Below are 16,081 nucleotides of genomic sequence, written 5' to 3'. Positions count from 1 at the left end.
AGCCAGCTTCTAGAAGCTGGCTTTTTAGATTATATGCGTCTTTTTTTAAACTGCTTTAGGTATAAATACTTCTGCCAGCATGCACCTTGCACTTCCACCGCCATGCGTTTCTATAGTCTCTAAATCACTGCTTAAAATTTTACAATACTTTTCTATAGTTTTAATCTGGTTTTGAGTTAGTGCCTGATGAGCAGTTTGGCTCATTACCAAGAACTTATCAGCTTTGCCTTGTACTTGAAGCATATTTCCTGCAAAATTATTCATCTGTTCTTCAGAAATAGAAATAATTTCTTTTCCATCTTGCATAAGACTATCGGCAACTAATTTCTTTTCCTTTTTATCGTCGATAGTGTCTAAGCAGATCACTGCAAATTCTTCGGCTACACACATCATAACATTGGTGTGATAGATGGGAAGTCTTTCTCCTTTGAAACTTTGGTAAGCATTGAATATAATTGGAGTGTACTCAAAATCTTCGCAAAACTCGATAACTAAATCTTCGTCTGCTCTTGGTGATAACGCACAATAGGCTTTACTATTTGCCCGATCCAAAATCAAGCTTCCTGTCCCTTCTAGAAAAACATCCTCTTGCTCCGCAGAGGTATAATCTATAAAGTTTCTGATGAATCGACCTTCAGCTTCGATGGTTTTAAAAATATCCTCACGTCTCTCTTTTCGCCTATTTTTAGCAAACATGGGATAAAGGGCTACATCTCCATTTTCATGAAAGGAAACCCAGTTATTTGGAAAAATAGAATCTGGAGTATCTTGAGAAGCAATATCGTCGATTACTATAAGGTTAACCCCAACAGCTTTCAACTTATCTGCAAACGCATCAAATTCCTTCTGTGCTTTAGCATTGACCGTTTCCTGCAAGTCTTCCGTGGTGTGTTGAAAGTAATTATTCACTGCTGTTTCTTCATTCATTCTGAAGTTAACAGGGCGAATCATCACTAGTGTATCTGTAATTTGTTTCATTTATTCTCTTATTAAAGGCAATGTTGAACATCTCAACAAACCTTCTTGTTTAGCAATTTCTCTATAATCTACAGTTTCTACTAGTATTCCCTTTGAAGTCAGCCAAGCATTTAATCGCTTAAAATAGGCATCAGAAATAACCACTTTTTCAGAAATTGAAAAAATATTGCTATTCATATCATACATGTCTTGAGCATCAATTTCAAAGACTTGATCTTTTCCATAAAGGTCGACTAACCAATTATACTCCTCTTCCTCTAAAAATCCGTTTTTATGAATAATGGCAAACTTATCCCCAACAGGTTGAAAACAGCAGTCCAAATGCAACGCATTCGCTTTCGGATCTGTATTGGACTTCCTAAGATTAAAGGATTTTACAGTTTTATGAGGAAATAATTTCTGAAGCTCATCTACAGCTTCTACATTGGTTCTGGCAGTAATAAAATCGGAATAATCCTCTCCCCTATAGGTTCCTACAAGGATATAATCTCCATGTGGCATGACATCTCCACCTTCAATATGGCAATGTTCTGGGAGCCTTATTTTGTTGTCATCATCCAAAGTCTTTATTACAAAATCAATTGCTTTTATTTCTTTTTCACGATCTGGTAGGATATTGGCAAAGACAAATTTATCATCTATCACAAAACCAATATCTCTAGAAAATATTTGGTTGTAATCTTTAATAATCTGAGGTCTAAAAACTTCAACATTGTATTTTTTTAGAATAGACGCAACAGCATCCATCTCTTCTACCATATCTTTTTCTTTAGGGTAAGTCCCTTCCTTGATGTGTTTAATTGATTTTGGATCGTAAGCTTCTTCAAGATCAGGCTCACCTCCATTAGAATTGGCAACACCTAGAACTACAGATTTAAGTCTAGAGGTCTCATTTGTTATGTGTAGTTTCAATTTTTTCTTTTTTTTTTTGCAAATATAACTAAAAGGCTATGGGTAAACTATTGTTAAAAAGTTAGATACCAAAATTTAAGACAAGGTTGGGATCAGGACAATTATTGCTGTAATAATTAAGTTTTCCTTCTGAAGTCACTCCAGGATAATCGCCAATATAACCTTCCAAATCGAAGATCAATTGGTAATGCAAATGCGGGGGATAATTTCCATTGACTTCATTGGACCCTAGACTAGCAAAAGCTTCTCCTTTAGTGATTCTTTCTCCACTATTAAATTTAGATAAAGTATCTAGAGCGAGGTGTCCATATAGGGAATACCAGCGGAGTTTATGAGTGTGGTGCTCCAAAACAAGTGTTGGCCCATAGTCTCCATGATTTGTATTATTCTTTAGACTATGCACTATTCCATCTGTGGGTGCATATATAAGAGTGCCTGAAGGTGCCCAGATATCAAGACCTAAATGTATGTCCCTTTTGTTTCCTGTAGTTTCCATACCAAAATAAGAGCTTCTAGAGTAAAGATTTCTTTGTTCTAGATAACCCCCAAAGGCGGCCTTAGCCTTTTTCTGGTTCAAATAAGAATGGATATAGTTTTCTAGGGCAAATTCTGTCGATAAATCTAAGTCAACTTCAGATGTTTTTTGGGAAGACAAATCTAAGTGGGTGTAATCCTTTTCAGAAAAGTCGGGACCTAATATTGAAAAGAACTCTTCTGATAAGTGGTCTTTTAATAAACTCAACATATAAGTAAGTATTAAAGCTATAAACTAACAAAACCCCAATGTTATTGGGGTTTTAAACTATTTTACTAGTGATTAATTACTCGTCTCTTAAGAGATTGAGAGTGACATCTATATTATCTCTTGTCGCTCTTGAGTATGGACACACCTCATGAGCTTCATTTACTAAAGTTTCTCCAGTCTTGATGTCTTCTACACCAGGTAAGTAGCAATCTAAAATTACGGATATTTGGAGATTTCCATCTTCAACTTTTCCAATACTCACATGAGCTGATACGCTAAAATCTCCTAAATCAACTTTATGCTTTTCAGCAACAAGACCTAAGGCACCTCCAAAACAAGCAGAATACGCAGATCCAAAAAGCTGTTCAGGATTCACTCCGTCACCACCATCTCCTCCAAGTCCTTTAGGCATGCTTAGGGGTAAATCTATTGGACCATCTTCTGTTTTTACACGTCCTTTTCTTCCTCCTTTTGCTGTAGCTTTCGCTGTATAAAGTGTTTTCATTGTTTAGAATTTTAATTCAATCGAATATACTAATCACAATAGCGCATTAAAAAAATGAATTCATAAATTTGTACTAAATATAAACCTATGCCTTCTTCAAAAAATAAATCAGCACTTCAGGAGAAAGAAAGCGATTCTCATTCCAATTTGAGCGCTATTTCTGCTGAAAGGATTAAATCTTTGAGGCGAGAGAAAAAAGATATTAACGAGCTTATACAAGGTGTTTTAAAAGGTAACAAAACAGCTTTAAGTCAAGCTATCACTCTAATTGAAAGCCGAAGTAAAAGACATACGGATGATATAAAAACAGTCATTACATCGTGTTTGCCTCATGCCAATAAATCTCTAAGAATTGGTATTACAGGAGTCCCTGGCGTTGGAAAAAGCACTTTTATTGAGCAGTTGGGTCTTCTTCTTACTCATAAAGGTCACAAGGTAGCCGTATTGGCAGTGGATCCTACAAGCTCTGTGTCTCAAGGAAGTATTCTTGGAGATAAAACAAGAATGGAAGAATTGGTTCAAGACCCCAATGCCTTCATTAGACCAACGGCATCTGGTGAATCTCTGGGTGGAGTTGCCAGAAAAACAAGAGAAAGTATACTACTATGCGAAGCTGCTGGATTTGACATCTTACTTATTGAGACTGTTGGCGTAGGACAGAGTGAAACTACAGTACATAGTATGACCGACTTCTTTTTATTACTGAAGTTGGCAGGAGCTGGAGATGAATTACAAGGTATCAAACGCGGCATTATAGAAATGGCAGACGCTATTATCATCAACAAATCGGATGGTGAAAATGTTAAAGCAGCTAAAAGAGCAAAAGTTGAATTCAATCGTGCATTACACATGTACCCAGCCAAACAAAACGGTTGGTTTCCTAAAGTTAAATTAGCCAGCGCTCTTAATAATGTAGGAATTGAGGACGTCTGGACTATGATTTCAAAGTATGCTGAGATAGTGAAATCTAATGGTTTCTTTGAGGACAAACGGGCCAATCAAAATCAATTTTGGCTAACACAAACCATCGAAGATTCATTGAAAAGGGAATTCTACCAGAATGAAACCGTTAAAGCTGAATTTCCTGAAGTCCTCAAGAAAATTCAATCACAACAAATAAGCCCATTTGAAGCTGCAGATTATCTTTTGAAGAAAGCTAAATCGTAAATCTTTTTTTCAAATTATTTATCAAACCTGAATCTTAGGTACTTATATAATTTGTAAAACATAAACCCTGTTGCTATTCCAAAAACTGCTCCAGTAAAAATATCTCCTGGATAATGGACTCCAACGTAAATACGGCTATAAGTCACCATAAAAGCCCAGAAAAAGAGCCAATAAAACACATATTTATAGTAGGGTTTCAAAATATTGGACACCAACGTTGCAACCGCAAAAGAACTGATGGCATGCCCAGAGAAGTAACCATATTTACCACAACGCTTAGCCAAAAATCTTCCGTATTCTATAAAGGATTCGTTACAAGGTCGTAGTCTTTGAAAACTGTCTTTAAAGAAATTGGCCAGCTGATCTGTAAAGGTGATCATTACCGCCACAATAACAACTGTAATTAATAAACCTCGTAATCGTATTTTTTTGAAAATCAAAAATAAAAGAATCGCATAAAGCGGTATGGAGGTTTCCTTTTCGGTCAGAAATACCCAAAACCAATCCCATTCTTTAATTCCAAGATTATTGAGATAAAGAAAAAGTTCACGATCTATTTGTTCTAAAGTTTCCAACATTATTGATAACGATCTACTTCTCTATCGTAAAATTCGCTAGCTTCTTTTACTAGGTTATTGGTTTCCTCAAGAAATTCTTCTTCATTTTCAACATCAAAATTTTCAAACCACTCAATATCATCTGTTTTTAGGTCGATGATAAATCTTGGGAATTCTGTATGAATAATAAATATAGAGTCTGGAACATCTGTATTATCACCTAATATAAACCGGGGTAATTTCATTATGCAGTAGATTTTATTTCTTCAAAAGTAAGAATTTGTTTTTTGGAGAGCATATTAAATCGAATATATAACATAATAGCTGATGCCGTTAAACCAATGAGTAGACCAAGCCAAATACCCATACTTCCTAAAGCCTCAGCTTTACCGGCGAAATAAGACACGGGAAATCCAATTAGCCAATAAGCCACAAAACATATCAAGGTCGGAACCTTTACATCTTGAAGACCACGTAGGGCTCCTAAAATTGCAACTTGCAAGCCATCACTCAATTGAAAAAGTGCTGCAATAACAAGTAGTTGCGAAGCTAGCATGAGGACTTCTGCATCATCGATATAAAGAGTAGGTAAAAATCCTTTAAGCAGAATAAACCCAAGCGCAAAAAAGCCTTCTATGATAAATACCTGTAAGAATATAGAATACGCTACATCCCTTAACGTCTTAAACTGTTTTTTACCCTTTTGATTGGACACACGAATAGTAGCAGTGACTCCCAGACCAACAGCTATCATAAAAGTCATAGAAGCCAAGTTTAAGGCAATTTGATTGGCAGCCTGAGCATTGGTTCCTAAAGTTCCTGCTAATAAGACAGTGGCTGTAAAAATACCTCCCTCAAATAACATTTGTAAGGCCGTAGGAAAACCAAGATCTATCAAACGTTTAAATATTTTCTTATCCAAAGACTTTTTCATCAAGACGAAATACGGCTTTAGCTTAGGGCGCTTACTTAAAATTAAATACAGAAGAACAAGCATAAAAACTCGAGAGATAAGAGTCCCTATTGCAGCCCCTTCTAATTCCAATCTAGGAAAAAACCAAATCCCGTAGATCAATAAATAATTGAAAATAACGTTGACCACATTTGCTAAAAGCGTAGCGTACATGGCGTATTTGGTCATGGAAAGACCATCTGCGAATTGCTTGAATCCCTGGAATATCATTAGCGGAATCAAAGAAAAAGCTACGATATCCAAATAAGGCAAGGCCAAATCCACAACATCTTTAGGTTGATCGAGGTGATATAAAATAGGTTTAGCTAATAATAGGAGGAGGAATAAAACAACTCCATTAACGGTACACATCACTAAGCCATGTTGAAAAAACACACGCCCTTTTTGAGTGTCTCCCTCACCATCTGCTTCTGCGATAAAGGGAGTAATGGCAAAGCTGAAACCTATACCCAGAAAAAGGGCTAAAAAAATAAGGGTATTGCCCAAGGAAACAGCTGCCAACGGTGCTGCTCCTAATTTACCTATCATTAAATTATCTACAAAACCAACTAAAACATGGCCCAGCTGTCCCATCATAATAGGTAAAGCAAGACTGAAGTTTTTAGGAAATTCTTTGGTGTAAGTTGATAAATTCAAGGCTGTTTTTTTTGATGTGCAAAAGTACGCTTTGGGATTTAAATAAGGCAGATCGTGTGTTGTAAAATCTTCAAAACTCAAAAAGTTTAAAATCATTTACGACTTATACCAAATTAAATTGATAATGTCGTAGACATAAATTGAATTATATTACGACGTAGCTCAGCACAAGTTTTTTGATTGATTAAAAATAATAAGCATAGCCTTAGTTACGGTGATTATTTTTGATAAAAAGCAGGGGGAAAAAACGATTTATTGCGACATTATAGGTTTAAATTGGTATTAATCCTTCGGACCTAAACTTGCTCTTCCAATACAGGTAATGGATAATATTTTTAAATTATATTTGAATTTTAAACTTGAAAACCAACAGATTTGAAGCAAGATTTTGATAAAGATGAAATCATTGGCCATGTCGCCACTCTTCTAGAAGAAATCCCAACTTCTCTAGAGATCGTCAAAGACGATTCCAAGAAGAAAGAAAGATTTAGATATTTAGCTAAGCACATGGTTGAGAAAGCCATAAAGAAAGATGCCCTCTTAATTTCTGATAATGGGAGAGGCATCGCTATTTTCTTTAAAATGGATGGGAAAAGCGATGGTTTTTGGGCAGAATTGGTAAGCGACTTAAAACTTGCCATCAACGTCACAGGATTAACAAAAGGACTTAAAGCCTTAAAATCTCAAAAATTTGTAAGGCAGCAACGCCCAACTGAAGGGGAATTTCTCTACTGCTGGTTCTGGGGAATTTTACCAGATGCTAGAGGTAATAGCAGCGACAAAACCCCTTACAAGATGAAAGACGAAATGTTTCGCATTTCTAAGTCACTTCAATTGCCTATTTACGCGGAGACTCGAGTTAGAAAGGTGAGTATTGCTTATAGGAGGTATGGGTTTGAGATGCTTAAAGAATGGGAACACCCAAGTGGCGATACCATGTATTTTTTAAGATACGTCCCTCCTACGCTAGACGATTAGGTCGACTTGAGTTGCACGAATTGCTCCACATCTTTATCTGAAATTTGTTGATCGCCTAAAATGATGAGGCGCTCAACAACATTCCTAAGCTCTCGTATATTACCAGTCCAGTCCAGTTGTTCTAAAATTGAAATGGCTTTATCGTCAAAGCTTTTAGGCTTGGTCCCTTGCTCTCTGGCTATTTTTTCTGTAAAATGTTGTATCAATTCTGGAATATCCCTTCGCCTTTCCTTTAGAGAAGGAACGTGAATAAGAATTACGGCAAGTCTATGGTAAAGGTCTTCTCTGAATCGCTTGTCGGTAATTTCATCCTTTAAGTTTTTATTAGTCGCTGCAACCACTCTCACATCAACTTTAATGTCTTTATCACTTCCTACACGTTGCACTCTATTTTCCTGTAAAGCCCTCAAGACTTTTGCCTGAGCAGACAAACTCATATCGCCAATTTCATCAAGAAAAATAGTTCCTCCATTGGCAGCTTCAAACTTTCCAGCCCTGTCCTTGTTGGCAGAAGTAAAAGCTCCTTTGACGTGACCAAAAAGTTCACTTTCAATTAATTCTGACGGTATAGCGGCGCAATTTACCTCTATAAACGGTCCTTTGTTTCGTTCACTTTTTTCGTGAAGCCAATGAGCGACAAGTTCTTTCCCGGTACCATTTTCGCCAGTAATTAAAACTCTAGCTTCTGTCGGGGCTACTTTATCAATCATGGATTTTATCTGCTCCAACTCCTCAGACTTACCTATCATTTCAAATTGCTTGGACACCTTTTTTTTCAGCTGCTTGTTTTCTTGTGCCAATTGAGTATGGTCCAAGGCTATTCTTACAGTATTCAATAAGCGGTTAAGGTCGGGGGGTTTAGAAATATAATCAAAAGCTCCCATACGCATGGTTTCTACAGCAGTTTCTAGGTCCCCATGTCCAGAAATCATGACTACAGGAAGATCTGGGTTTAGTTTCTGACAAGCTGACAAAACTTCCAAACCATCCATTTTTGGCATTTTTATATCACAAAGAATAAGATCATACTTGTTCTTTTTAATGAGCTCAATGCCTAACAAACCATCCTCAGCTTCTTCAACAGTATAGTTTTGTTCTTCTTCAAGTAATATTTTTTTGAGAACACGTCTTATTGCATCTTCATCTTCAATAATCAAAATTTTAGGCATCACTTATCGTATTTATAAAAATTAAATATAACCCATATCTTATGGTTTAGAAAAACCCATCTTCTTTTTTTTAGAATTTTAAACTTCGTTCTTCTAAAAAAACAAAACCCACCCTACACTAATGTAGGATGGGAAAAAAAATTGCTATGAAAAAGAAAAAACACCGCTAAAAAATAGCGATGTTCAAATATATATAATTAAATGTTAACTGACTTATGAGAACATATCTTTTACCTTTTCAAAGAAAGATTTATCCATTCGATCTGGATTAGGTTCAAAATTTGAATCTCCTAAATTTTCTTCAAAATAGTCTTTTTGTTCTTTAGATAAGGTTTGTGGTGTCCACACATTAATGTGCACAAGTAAATCCCCAACACTATACCCATTTAAGTTGGGCAAACCTTTATTTCTTAATCTTAAAATTTTACCACTCTGCACGCCTGGTTCCACCTTAATTCTAACTTTACTATTAACGGTTTGAATTTCTTTGCTAGCCCCAAGAGCAGCTTCAGGATAACTGATATAGAGATCGTAATGCAAATTTTCTCCATCACGCTGTAAATTTTCGTGCTCCTTAACCTCTATAAGGACAATAAGATCACCAGGGATACCATCGCCAACAGGCTCATTTCCTTTATTGGAAACTTTTAGTTGCATACCATCTTCAACTCCCGATGGAATTTTAATGGACACCGTTTCTTCGACCATTTTGAGACCATGAGCATCTGTGCCTTGACCTTTTTTATCGATAATTTGTCCCGAACCTGCACAAGCTGTACAAGCAGATGCCGTTTGCATTCTTCCTAGAATGGTATTTGTCACTCTGGTGACCTGACCGGAACCCCCGCAAGTTGAGCAGGTTTTAAAAGTAGTGTCTTCTGGCTTTTTCTTTCTAGAGACTTTCATCTTCTTATCAACCCCTTTAGCGACTTCTTCTAGTGTAAGACTAACGCGTATTCTAAGGTTTCCACCTTTAGCACGTTGTCTGCCGCCGAAACCGCCTCCAAAACCAGAGAATCCTTGAGATCTTCCTCCAAATCCTCCACCGAAAATATCGCCAAATTGGCTGAAGATGTCATCCATGTTCATTCCACCTCCGCCAAAGCCTTGGGAACCATCGAAAGCACCATGACCAAATTGGTCGTACTTTTGCCTTTTTTCTTCATTTCCAAGAACCTCGTAAGCCTCTGCTGCTTTTTTAAATTTAGCTTCAGCTTCGTTATCATCTGGGTTTTTATCTGGATGAAACTTAATGGCCATCTTTCGATAGGCTTTTTTAATTTCAACTTGTGAAGCTCCTTTAGATAATCCTAATATGTCGTAATAATCTTCTTTCATAAAATTTTATTTTCCTGTCACTACTTTAGGGTATCTTATAATTTTATCGCCCAATGTATAACCTTTTTCAACTACGTCAATAATTTTACCTTTCATGTCTTCACTTGGTGAAGGCACTTGGGTAATAGCTTCGTGTAATTCAGAATCAAAAGCATCACCTGCTTTTACTAACATTACTTCAAGCCCCTTGTGAATAAGAGTTTCTCTTAGTTTAGTATTGATCAGTTCAATACCTTCTACTAGAGATTCATCATCAGATTTTTTAATTTGAAGGAGGGCACGATCAAAATCATCAAGAACGGGTAGCATAGCTTGCATCACTTCTTGGCTAGCTGTTTTGAACAACTCCATTCTTTCCTTTGAAGTTCGGCGCTTATAATTTTCAAATTCAGCAAAAAGTCTTAGATACTTATCATCTTTAGCACCTAACTCTTGCTGAAGTCTTTCCTCTGTAGACAGCTCAACTTCTGGAGTATCCACTACTTCGTCACTTTCTAGATCATGAACTTCTGAAGTTTCCTCTTCTGAATTGACTTCAACATCATTTTGTGTTGATTCTATATCGTCTTTATTTGATTTATTTTCACTCATCGCTTGTAAATTTACGTATGGTATGGCAAATGTATTGCCAATTGTGTTCTAATGCCATAATGACAGTGTTCTACTGTGGAATGTTTTTGGATATGACTTCTTAAACTTAAAAAAACAAAAATGAAAAGAAAAGTAATTAATTCTCTTTTGGTATTATCATTAATCGCAACAGCAGCAAGCTGTAAAAGCGATAAAAAAACTGAAACTTCTGATGTTAAAGAAACCAGAGAGACTTCAAGTTTAGCTTCAACTTATAATGTCAATTTAGAACAATCTAAAATCAATTGGATAGGTTCTAAGCCCGCTGAACAACACAAGGGTCAGATTTCTTTATCTGAAAGCAGATTGTCTGTAAATGAAGGAGAACTTCAGGGAGGAGATATCACTATTGACATGAAGACTATAAATGTATTAGATCTTGAAGGTCAAGAAAAGGAAGACCTCGAAAATCATTTAAAAGGGTATGCCAACGGTAAAGAAGATCATTTCTTTAACGTGAATAAGTATCCTGAAGCGAATTTTGAAATTACTGGTGTAGAACATAAAGAAGGACAGACTTTGCTATCTGGAAATCTAACTTTAAAGGAAACCTCTAAAAACATCACTTTTCCTGTTCAGGTCTCTATGAACGAAGCTGACGATTCATTGATTTTAACCTCAAAGGACATTGTCTTAGATAGAACAGAGTGGGGTATCAAATTTATGTCTAAATCTTTTGTTGAGAATTTAGGAGATAAATTTATTGACGATCAAATGAAAATTGCTTTTGATTTGAAAGCTTATAAAGCTGAATAATAACGAGTCAGTTTTGATTCAAAATAAAAATCCCCTCAAACGTCAGTTTGAGGGGATTTTCTTTATAGATCTACAATGAAAATTAAGCTTCACCGGTAGGTCCACCAAAATTCAAAGGAATATTGGTTTTATCTTGTTCTTTAATAGAACCCTGACTTTTTTCAAAACGACTAATGTTATCACTCAATGCCCTCATCAAACGCTTAGCATGTTGTGGTGTAAGTATAATTCTCGATCTCACTTTATTCTTAGGAGCTCCAGGCATTATGTTTACAAAATCCAGTACAAACTCAGTTTGAGAATGATTGATGATCGCCAAGTTGCTATATATACCTTGAGCGACATCGTCGTCTATCTGTATATTGAGCTTCTGTTGTTTCTTATCGTTTTGATCACTCATGATTAATTAAAGTTTACATTGACTTCTTGTTTTTTCTCCATCATATTGGCCAATTCTTCTTTAGACCCTACTATGATATCGTCAAACTCTCTTAAACCAGTTCCTGCAGGAATTCTGTGTCCTACAATTACATTCTCTTTCAATCCTTCTAAGTAATCCACTTTTCCGCTTACCGCAGCTTCGTTTAATACTTTGGTCGTTTCTTGGAAAGAAGCGGCCGAGATGAAAGATTTGGTTTGAAGAGATGCTCTTGTAATCCCTTGCAAGATTGGAGCAGCAGTCGCAGACTCAGCATCCCGAGCCGTAACTAATTGCTTATCCTCGCGTTTTAAGATAGAATTTTCGTCTCTCAATTCACGAATCGTGACAATTTGACCAGGTTTTAAGTTCACACTGTCACCAGCCTCTTCTACGATTTTCTTACCAAAAATATTATCGTTTTCTTCGATAAAGTCTTCTTTATGCACCAATTGGTTTTCTAAGAATATCGTATCTCCAGAGTCCTGAATCTTAACTTTTCTCATCATTTGTCTTACAACAACTTCAAAGTGTTTGTCATTGATTTGTACTCCTTGTAATCTATAGACCTCTTGCACCTCGTTCACTAAGTATTGTTGCACAGCACTAGGCCCTTTGATGTTTAAGATATCTTCTGGAGTAACAGAACCATCAGACAATGGCATACCTGCTTTTACATAATCATTTTCTTGTACTAAGATCTGATTAGATAATTTAACCAAGTATTTTTTAATCTCACCAAGTTTAGACTCTATGATAATTTCACGGTTACCTCTTTTAATTTTTCCAAAAGAAACAACACCATCAATTTCACTTACAACAGCAGGGTTTGAAGGATTTCTTGCTTCAAACAATTCTGTTAATCTTGGAAGACCTCCTGTAATATCACCAGTTTTTGATGATTTTCTAGGAATTTTAACCAAGATCTTACCGATTTTGATTTCCTCATCATCATCTACCATCAAGTGAGCTCCAACAGGTAAGTTATAAGATCTCATAATTTCATCATCGTTATTTTTGATGTGAAGTGTAGGAATCTTACGCTTATTCTTAGATTCAATAATCACTTTCTCTTGGAAACCCGTTTGCTCATCACTTTCAACATCGAAAGTCTGACCTTGAGTAATATTTTCAAATTCAATTTTACCAGAGAATTCTGAAATAATTACACCATTATAAGGATCCCATTTACAAATGACATCTCCTTTTTTGATTTTATCTCCAGGACTTACCAGAAGTTCAGAACCATAAGGGATAACATTTGTGCTCAAAGCAATTCCAGATTTTTTATCGATGACTTTTATTTCTGAAGTTCTTGAAATAACAATGTCAGTTTTCTTGCCATCGCTATTTTTTCCTTCAACAGTTTTTAAGTCTTCAATTTCTGCAACACCATCAAATTTAGCTTCCAATTTGTTTTCTTCAGAAATGTTACCCGCAATACCTCCAACGTGGAAAGTTCTTAAGGTTAACTGAGTACCTGGCTCACCAATAGATTGGGCAGCAACAACACCTACAGCTTCACCTCGTTGAACTGTCTTATTAGTAGAAAGGTTTCTACCATAACATTTCACACAAATTCCTTGTTTAGCTTCACAAGTTAATGGAGAACGAACTTCAACTGAGTTTAAAGCAGAAGCTTCGATTTTATCTGCAGCATCTTCATTAATTTCATCTCCAGACTCTACAAGTAAATCTTGAGAAATAGGATCTATAATATCGTTAAGCGCTGTTCTACCAACGATACGTTCTCCTAAACTTTCTACAACTTCATCATTTTTCTTCAGTGCAGAAACTTCAATACCTCTTAAAGTTCCACAGTCTTCTTCTCTTACAATTACATCTTGAGAAACATCTACCAGTCTACGAGTTAAGTAACCAGCATCGGCAGTTTTAAGAGCCGTATCGGCAAGACCTTTACGAGCACCGTGAGTAGAGATAAAGTATTCTAAAATTGAAAGACCTTCTTTAAAGTTAGATAAAATAGGATTTTCAATAATTTCTCCACCTGCAGATGTAGATTTTTTAGGCTTAGCCATCAAACCACGCATACCTGTTAACTGGCGAATTTGTTCCTTAGAACCCCTTGCACCAGAATCAAGCATCATATACACAGAGTTGAATCCTTGCTGATCTTCACGAATACGCTTCATAGCGAGTTCTGTAAGATTTGCATTGGTAGCCGTCCATATATCAATAACTTGGTTGTAACGCTCATTGTTTGTGATAAGACCCATGTTATAGTTTCCTATAACGCCTTCTACTTGCTCATTTGCATCGTCAATCATAGATTGCTTTTCTGCTGGGATAATAATATCACCAAGAGAGAAAGACAATCCACCTTTAAAGGCGAAATTGTATCCTAGAGTTTTAATTTCATCTAAGAATTCAGCAGTTTCGGGAACAGATGTTTTCTTAAGTACTCTCGCGATAACATCACGAAGCGCTTTCTTAGTCATTACATCGTTTATAAAACCAACACTATCCGGAATAGTTTGGTTAAACAACACCCGTCCTACTGTCGTTTCTATATTTTTCTTAACGATATCTCCGTTTTCGTCAACATCGTTAGTTCTAATTGTGATTAAAGCGTTTAATTCAACTTGCTTTTCGTTGTAAGCAATGTTAACTTCTTCGGCTGAATAAAATCTAAGGCCTTCCCCTTTCACTTTATGTTCTGGAGTAGAAGATCTTGGCTTAGTCATATAGTATAATCCAAGTACCATATCCTGAGAAGGAACGGTAATAGGAGAACCATTTGCAGGGTTCAAAATACTATGAGAGGCCAACATTAAAAGTTGAGCTTCCAAGATAGCTTCTGGACCTAGAGGTAAATGAACTGCCATTTGATCACCATCAAAATCGGCATTAAATGCAGTACAAACCAATGGGTGTAATTGTATCGCTTTACCTTCAATCAACTTAGGTTGAAAGGCTTGTATACCAAGTCTGTGAAGCGTTGGCGCACGGTTAAGCAAAACAGGATGACCCTTGAGTACATTTTCAAGAATATCCCAAACGACTGGTTCTTTTTTGTCTATTATTTTCTTAGCCGATTTTACAGTCTTAACAATTCCTCTTTCGATCAGTTTTCTGATAACAAAAGGCTTGTAGAGTTCTGCTGCCATATCTTTAGGCAATCCACATTCAAACATTTTCATCTCAGGACCAACAACGATTACCGAACGTGCTGAATAATCCACACGCTTACCAAGTAAGTTTTGTCTGAAACGTCCTTGCTTACCTTTTAAAGAATCGGAAAGCGATTTCAGAGGTCTGTTAGAATCCGTTTTAACCGCTGAAGATTTTCTCGTATTATCAAACAAAGAATCTACAGATTCCTGCAGCATACGTTTTTCATTTCTTAAGATAACTTCAGGAGCCTTTATTTCCATCAATCGCTTTAAACGATTGTTTCTAATAATTACTCTACGGTATAAGTCATTTAAATCTGAAGTCGCAAAACGTCCGCCATCAAGAGGCACAAGAGGTCTTAATTCTGGAGGAGTTACAGGGATCACTTTCATGATCATCCACTCAGGATTATTTTCTCTAGTTTTTGTAGAATCTCTTAAAGCTTCAACAACTTGTAAACGTTTTAAAGCTTCAGTTTTCCTTTGCTTAGACGTTTCATTGTTAGCCTTGTGTCTTAGGTCGTAAGACAGTTGATTAAGATCTAAACGCTTTAGAATTTCCAAAAGACATTCAGCACCCATTTTGGCAATGAATTTGTTTGGATCGTCATCGTCTAGATATTGATTCTCTTGTGGAACTTCTTCAAGTATATTCAGATACTCTTCTTCGGTTAAGAAATCCATTTTTTTAAGTGGCTCTCCTTCTTCATTCTTAGCATCCCCTGGTTGAATAACTACATAACGCTCGTAGTAAATAATCATGTCCAGTTTCTTGGAAGGAATTCCAAGAAGGTAACCTATTTTGTTAGGTAAGGATCTAAAGTACCAAATATGAGCAACAGGAACTACTAAGTTGATATGTCCAACACGGTCTCTTCTTACTTTCTTCTCGGTAACTTCTACTCCGCAACGGTCACAAACAATTCCTTTGTAACGTATTCTTTTGTATTTTCCACAAGCACATTCATAATCTTTGACGGGGCCAAAAATTCGTTCACAAAACAATCCATCTCTTTCCGGCTTGTGTGTTCTGTAGTTAATAGTTTCAGGTTTTAAAACTTCACCTCGAGATTCACCTAGAATTCTCTCTGGAGAAGATAAACCTATAGAGATTTTATTAAACCTCTTTTGTGTATTCTTATCATTATTTCTTGTCATAATACAAGTGCTAAAGAATTATTGAAA

The 16,081-nt window shown here is 36.2% G+C and carries 15 protein-coding genes; 3 read left to right on the top strand and 12 right to left on the bottom strand.

What is annotated here, in order from left to right:
- Positions 1 to 45 precede the first annotated feature (45 nt).
- The 4 genes from ctlX to PGOND44_RS09900 form a co-directional block, all read right to left on the bottom strand.
- Complete coding sequence (gene ctlX, locus PGOND44_RS09915; protein WP_003440936.1) at positions 46 to 978, bottom strand: citrulline utilization hydrolase CtlX; 933 nt, start codon at positions 976 to 978, stop codon at positions 46 to 48.
- On the bottom strand, positions 979 to 1,890 hold the full coding sequence (locus PGOND44_RS09910) for a dimethylarginine dimethylaminohydrolase family protein (protein WP_003440935.1): 912 nt from the start codon (positions 1,888 to 1,890) through the stop codon (positions 979 to 981).
- 61 nt (positions 1,891 to 1,951) lie between these two features.
- Positions 1,952 to 2,635: a peptidoglycan DD-metalloendopeptidase family protein gene (locus PGOND44_RS09905; protein WP_003440934.1), complete on the bottom strand. Its 684-nt coding sequence runs from the start codon at positions 2,633 to 2,635 to the stop codon at positions 1,952 to 1,954.
- Positions 2,636 to 2,711: 76 nt separating this feature from the next.
- Positions 2,712 to 3,140 (bottom strand): organic hydroperoxide resistance protein, encoded by a 429-nt coding sequence (locus PGOND44_RS09900; RefSeq protein WP_003440928.1) that lies wholly within the window; start codon positions 3,138 to 3,140, stop codon positions 2,712 to 2,714.
- An 87-nt stretch (positions 3,141 to 3,227) separates the two neighbouring features.
- Here PGOND44_RS09900 and meaB point away from each other — a divergent pair, with 87 nt between their 5' ends.
- Positions 3,228 to 4,307 carry a methylmalonyl Co-A mutase-associated GTPase MeaB gene (gene meaB, locus PGOND44_RS09895; protein WP_003440925.1) on the top strand — a complete coding sequence of 360 codons (1,080 nt, stop codon included), beginning with the start codon at positions 3,228 to 3,230 and terminating at the stop codon, positions 4,305 to 4,307.
- 14 nt (positions 4,308 to 4,321) lie between these two features.
- On the opposite strand, the gene PGOND44_RS09890 is transcribed toward meaB, so the two are convergent.
- From PGOND44_RS09890 to PGOND44_RS09880, 3 genes are read right to left on the bottom strand one after another with little or no spacing between them, the layout of a single operon-like run.
- Positions 4,322 to 4,885: a phosphatase PAP2 family protein gene (locus PGOND44_RS09890; protein ID WP_003440922.1), complete on the bottom strand. Its 564-nt coding sequence runs from the start codon at positions 4,883 to 4,885 to the stop codon at positions 4,322 to 4,324.
- The gene (locus PGOND44_RS09885; protein WP_003440919.1) at positions 4,885 to 5,109 is read right to left on the bottom strand and encodes a hypothetical protein; all 225 of its coding nucleotides are present in this window, start codon (positions 5,107 to 5,109) and stop codon (positions 4,885 to 4,887) included. Before PGOND44_RS09885 ends, PGOND44_RS09890 begins: the two co-directional genes overlap by 1 nt.
- Positions 5,109 to 6,473, bottom strand: a complete 1,365-nt coding sequence (locus tag PGOND44_RS09880; protein ID WP_040556038.1) for an MATE family efflux transporter — start codon at positions 6,471 to 6,473, stop codon at positions 5,109 to 5,111. Before PGOND44_RS09880 ends, PGOND44_RS09885 begins: the two co-directional genes overlap by 1 nt.
- Before the next feature lie 375 nt (positions 6,474 to 6,848).
- Between PGOND44_RS09880 and PGOND44_RS09875 the strand changes: the two genes are divergently transcribed.
- A complete protein-coding gene (locus PGOND44_RS09875) occupies positions 6,849 to 7,451 on the top strand; it encodes a hypothetical protein (protein ID WP_003440914.1) in 603 nt (200 codons plus the stop codon).
- On the opposite strand, the gene PGOND44_RS09870 is transcribed toward PGOND44_RS09875, so the two are convergent.
- The 3 genes from PGOND44_RS09870 to PGOND44_RS09860 form a co-directional block, all read right to left on the bottom strand.
- Positions 7,448 to 8,620 carry a sigma-54-dependent transcriptional regulator gene (locus tag PGOND44_RS09870; RefSeq protein WP_003440911.1) on the bottom strand — a complete coding sequence of 391 codons (1,173 nt, stop codon included), beginning with the start codon at positions 8,618 to 8,620 and terminating at the stop codon, positions 7,448 to 7,450. The two genes, PGOND44_RS09875 and PGOND44_RS09870, sit on opposite strands and share 4 nt — an antisense overlap.
- 213 nt (positions 8,621 to 8,833) lie before the next feature.
- A complete protein-coding gene (dnaJ, locus tag PGOND44_RS09865) occupies positions 8,834 to 9,958 on the bottom strand; it encodes a molecular chaperone DnaJ (protein WP_003440908.1) in 1,125 nt (374 codons plus the stop codon).
- Between the two features lie 6 nt (positions 9,959 to 9,964).
- Positions 9,965 to 10,549: a nucleotide exchange factor GrpE gene (locus PGOND44_RS09860; RefSeq protein WP_003440905.1), complete on the bottom strand. Its 585-nt coding sequence runs from the start codon at positions 10,547 to 10,549 to the stop codon at positions 9,965 to 9,967.
- Between the two features lie 120 nt (positions 10,550 to 10,669).
- Here PGOND44_RS09860 and PGOND44_RS09855 point away from each other — a divergent pair, with 120 nt between their 5' ends.
- Positions 10,670 to 11,344: a YceI family protein gene (locus PGOND44_RS09855; protein WP_003440902.1), complete on the top strand. Its 675-nt coding sequence runs from the start codon at positions 10,670 to 10,672 to the stop codon at positions 11,342 to 11,344.
- Between the two features lie 82 nt (positions 11,345 to 11,426).
- Here the strand turns inward: PGOND44_RS09855 and PGOND44_RS09850 are convergent, their stop codons facing one another.
- Both PGOND44_RS09850 and rpoC read right to left on the bottom strand, forming a co-directional pair.
- A complete protein-coding gene (locus PGOND44_RS09850) occupies positions 11,427 to 11,744 on the bottom strand; it encodes a DUF3467 domain-containing protein (RefSeq protein ID WP_003440899.1) in 318 nt (105 codons plus the stop codon).
- Between the two features lie 2 nt (positions 11,745 to 11,746).
- The gene (gene rpoC, locus PGOND44_RS09845) at positions 11,747 to 16,054 is read right to left on the bottom strand and encodes a DNA-directed RNA polymerase subunit beta' (RefSeq protein WP_003440897.1); all 4,308 of its coding nucleotides are present in this window, start codon (positions 16,052 to 16,054) and stop codon (positions 11,747 to 11,749) included.
- Positions 16,055 to 16,081: the final 27 nt, after the last annotated feature.

The organism is Psychroflexus gondwanensis ACAM 44 (assembly GCF_000355905.1).
Classification (GTDB): Bacteria; Bacteroidota; Bacteroidia; order Flavobacteriales; family Flavobacteriaceae; genus Psychroflexus; species Psychroflexus gondwanensis.
The sequence above is the reverse complement of the archived record's forward strand: the minus strand, read 5'-3'. Positions and strand labels throughout refer to the sequence as shown.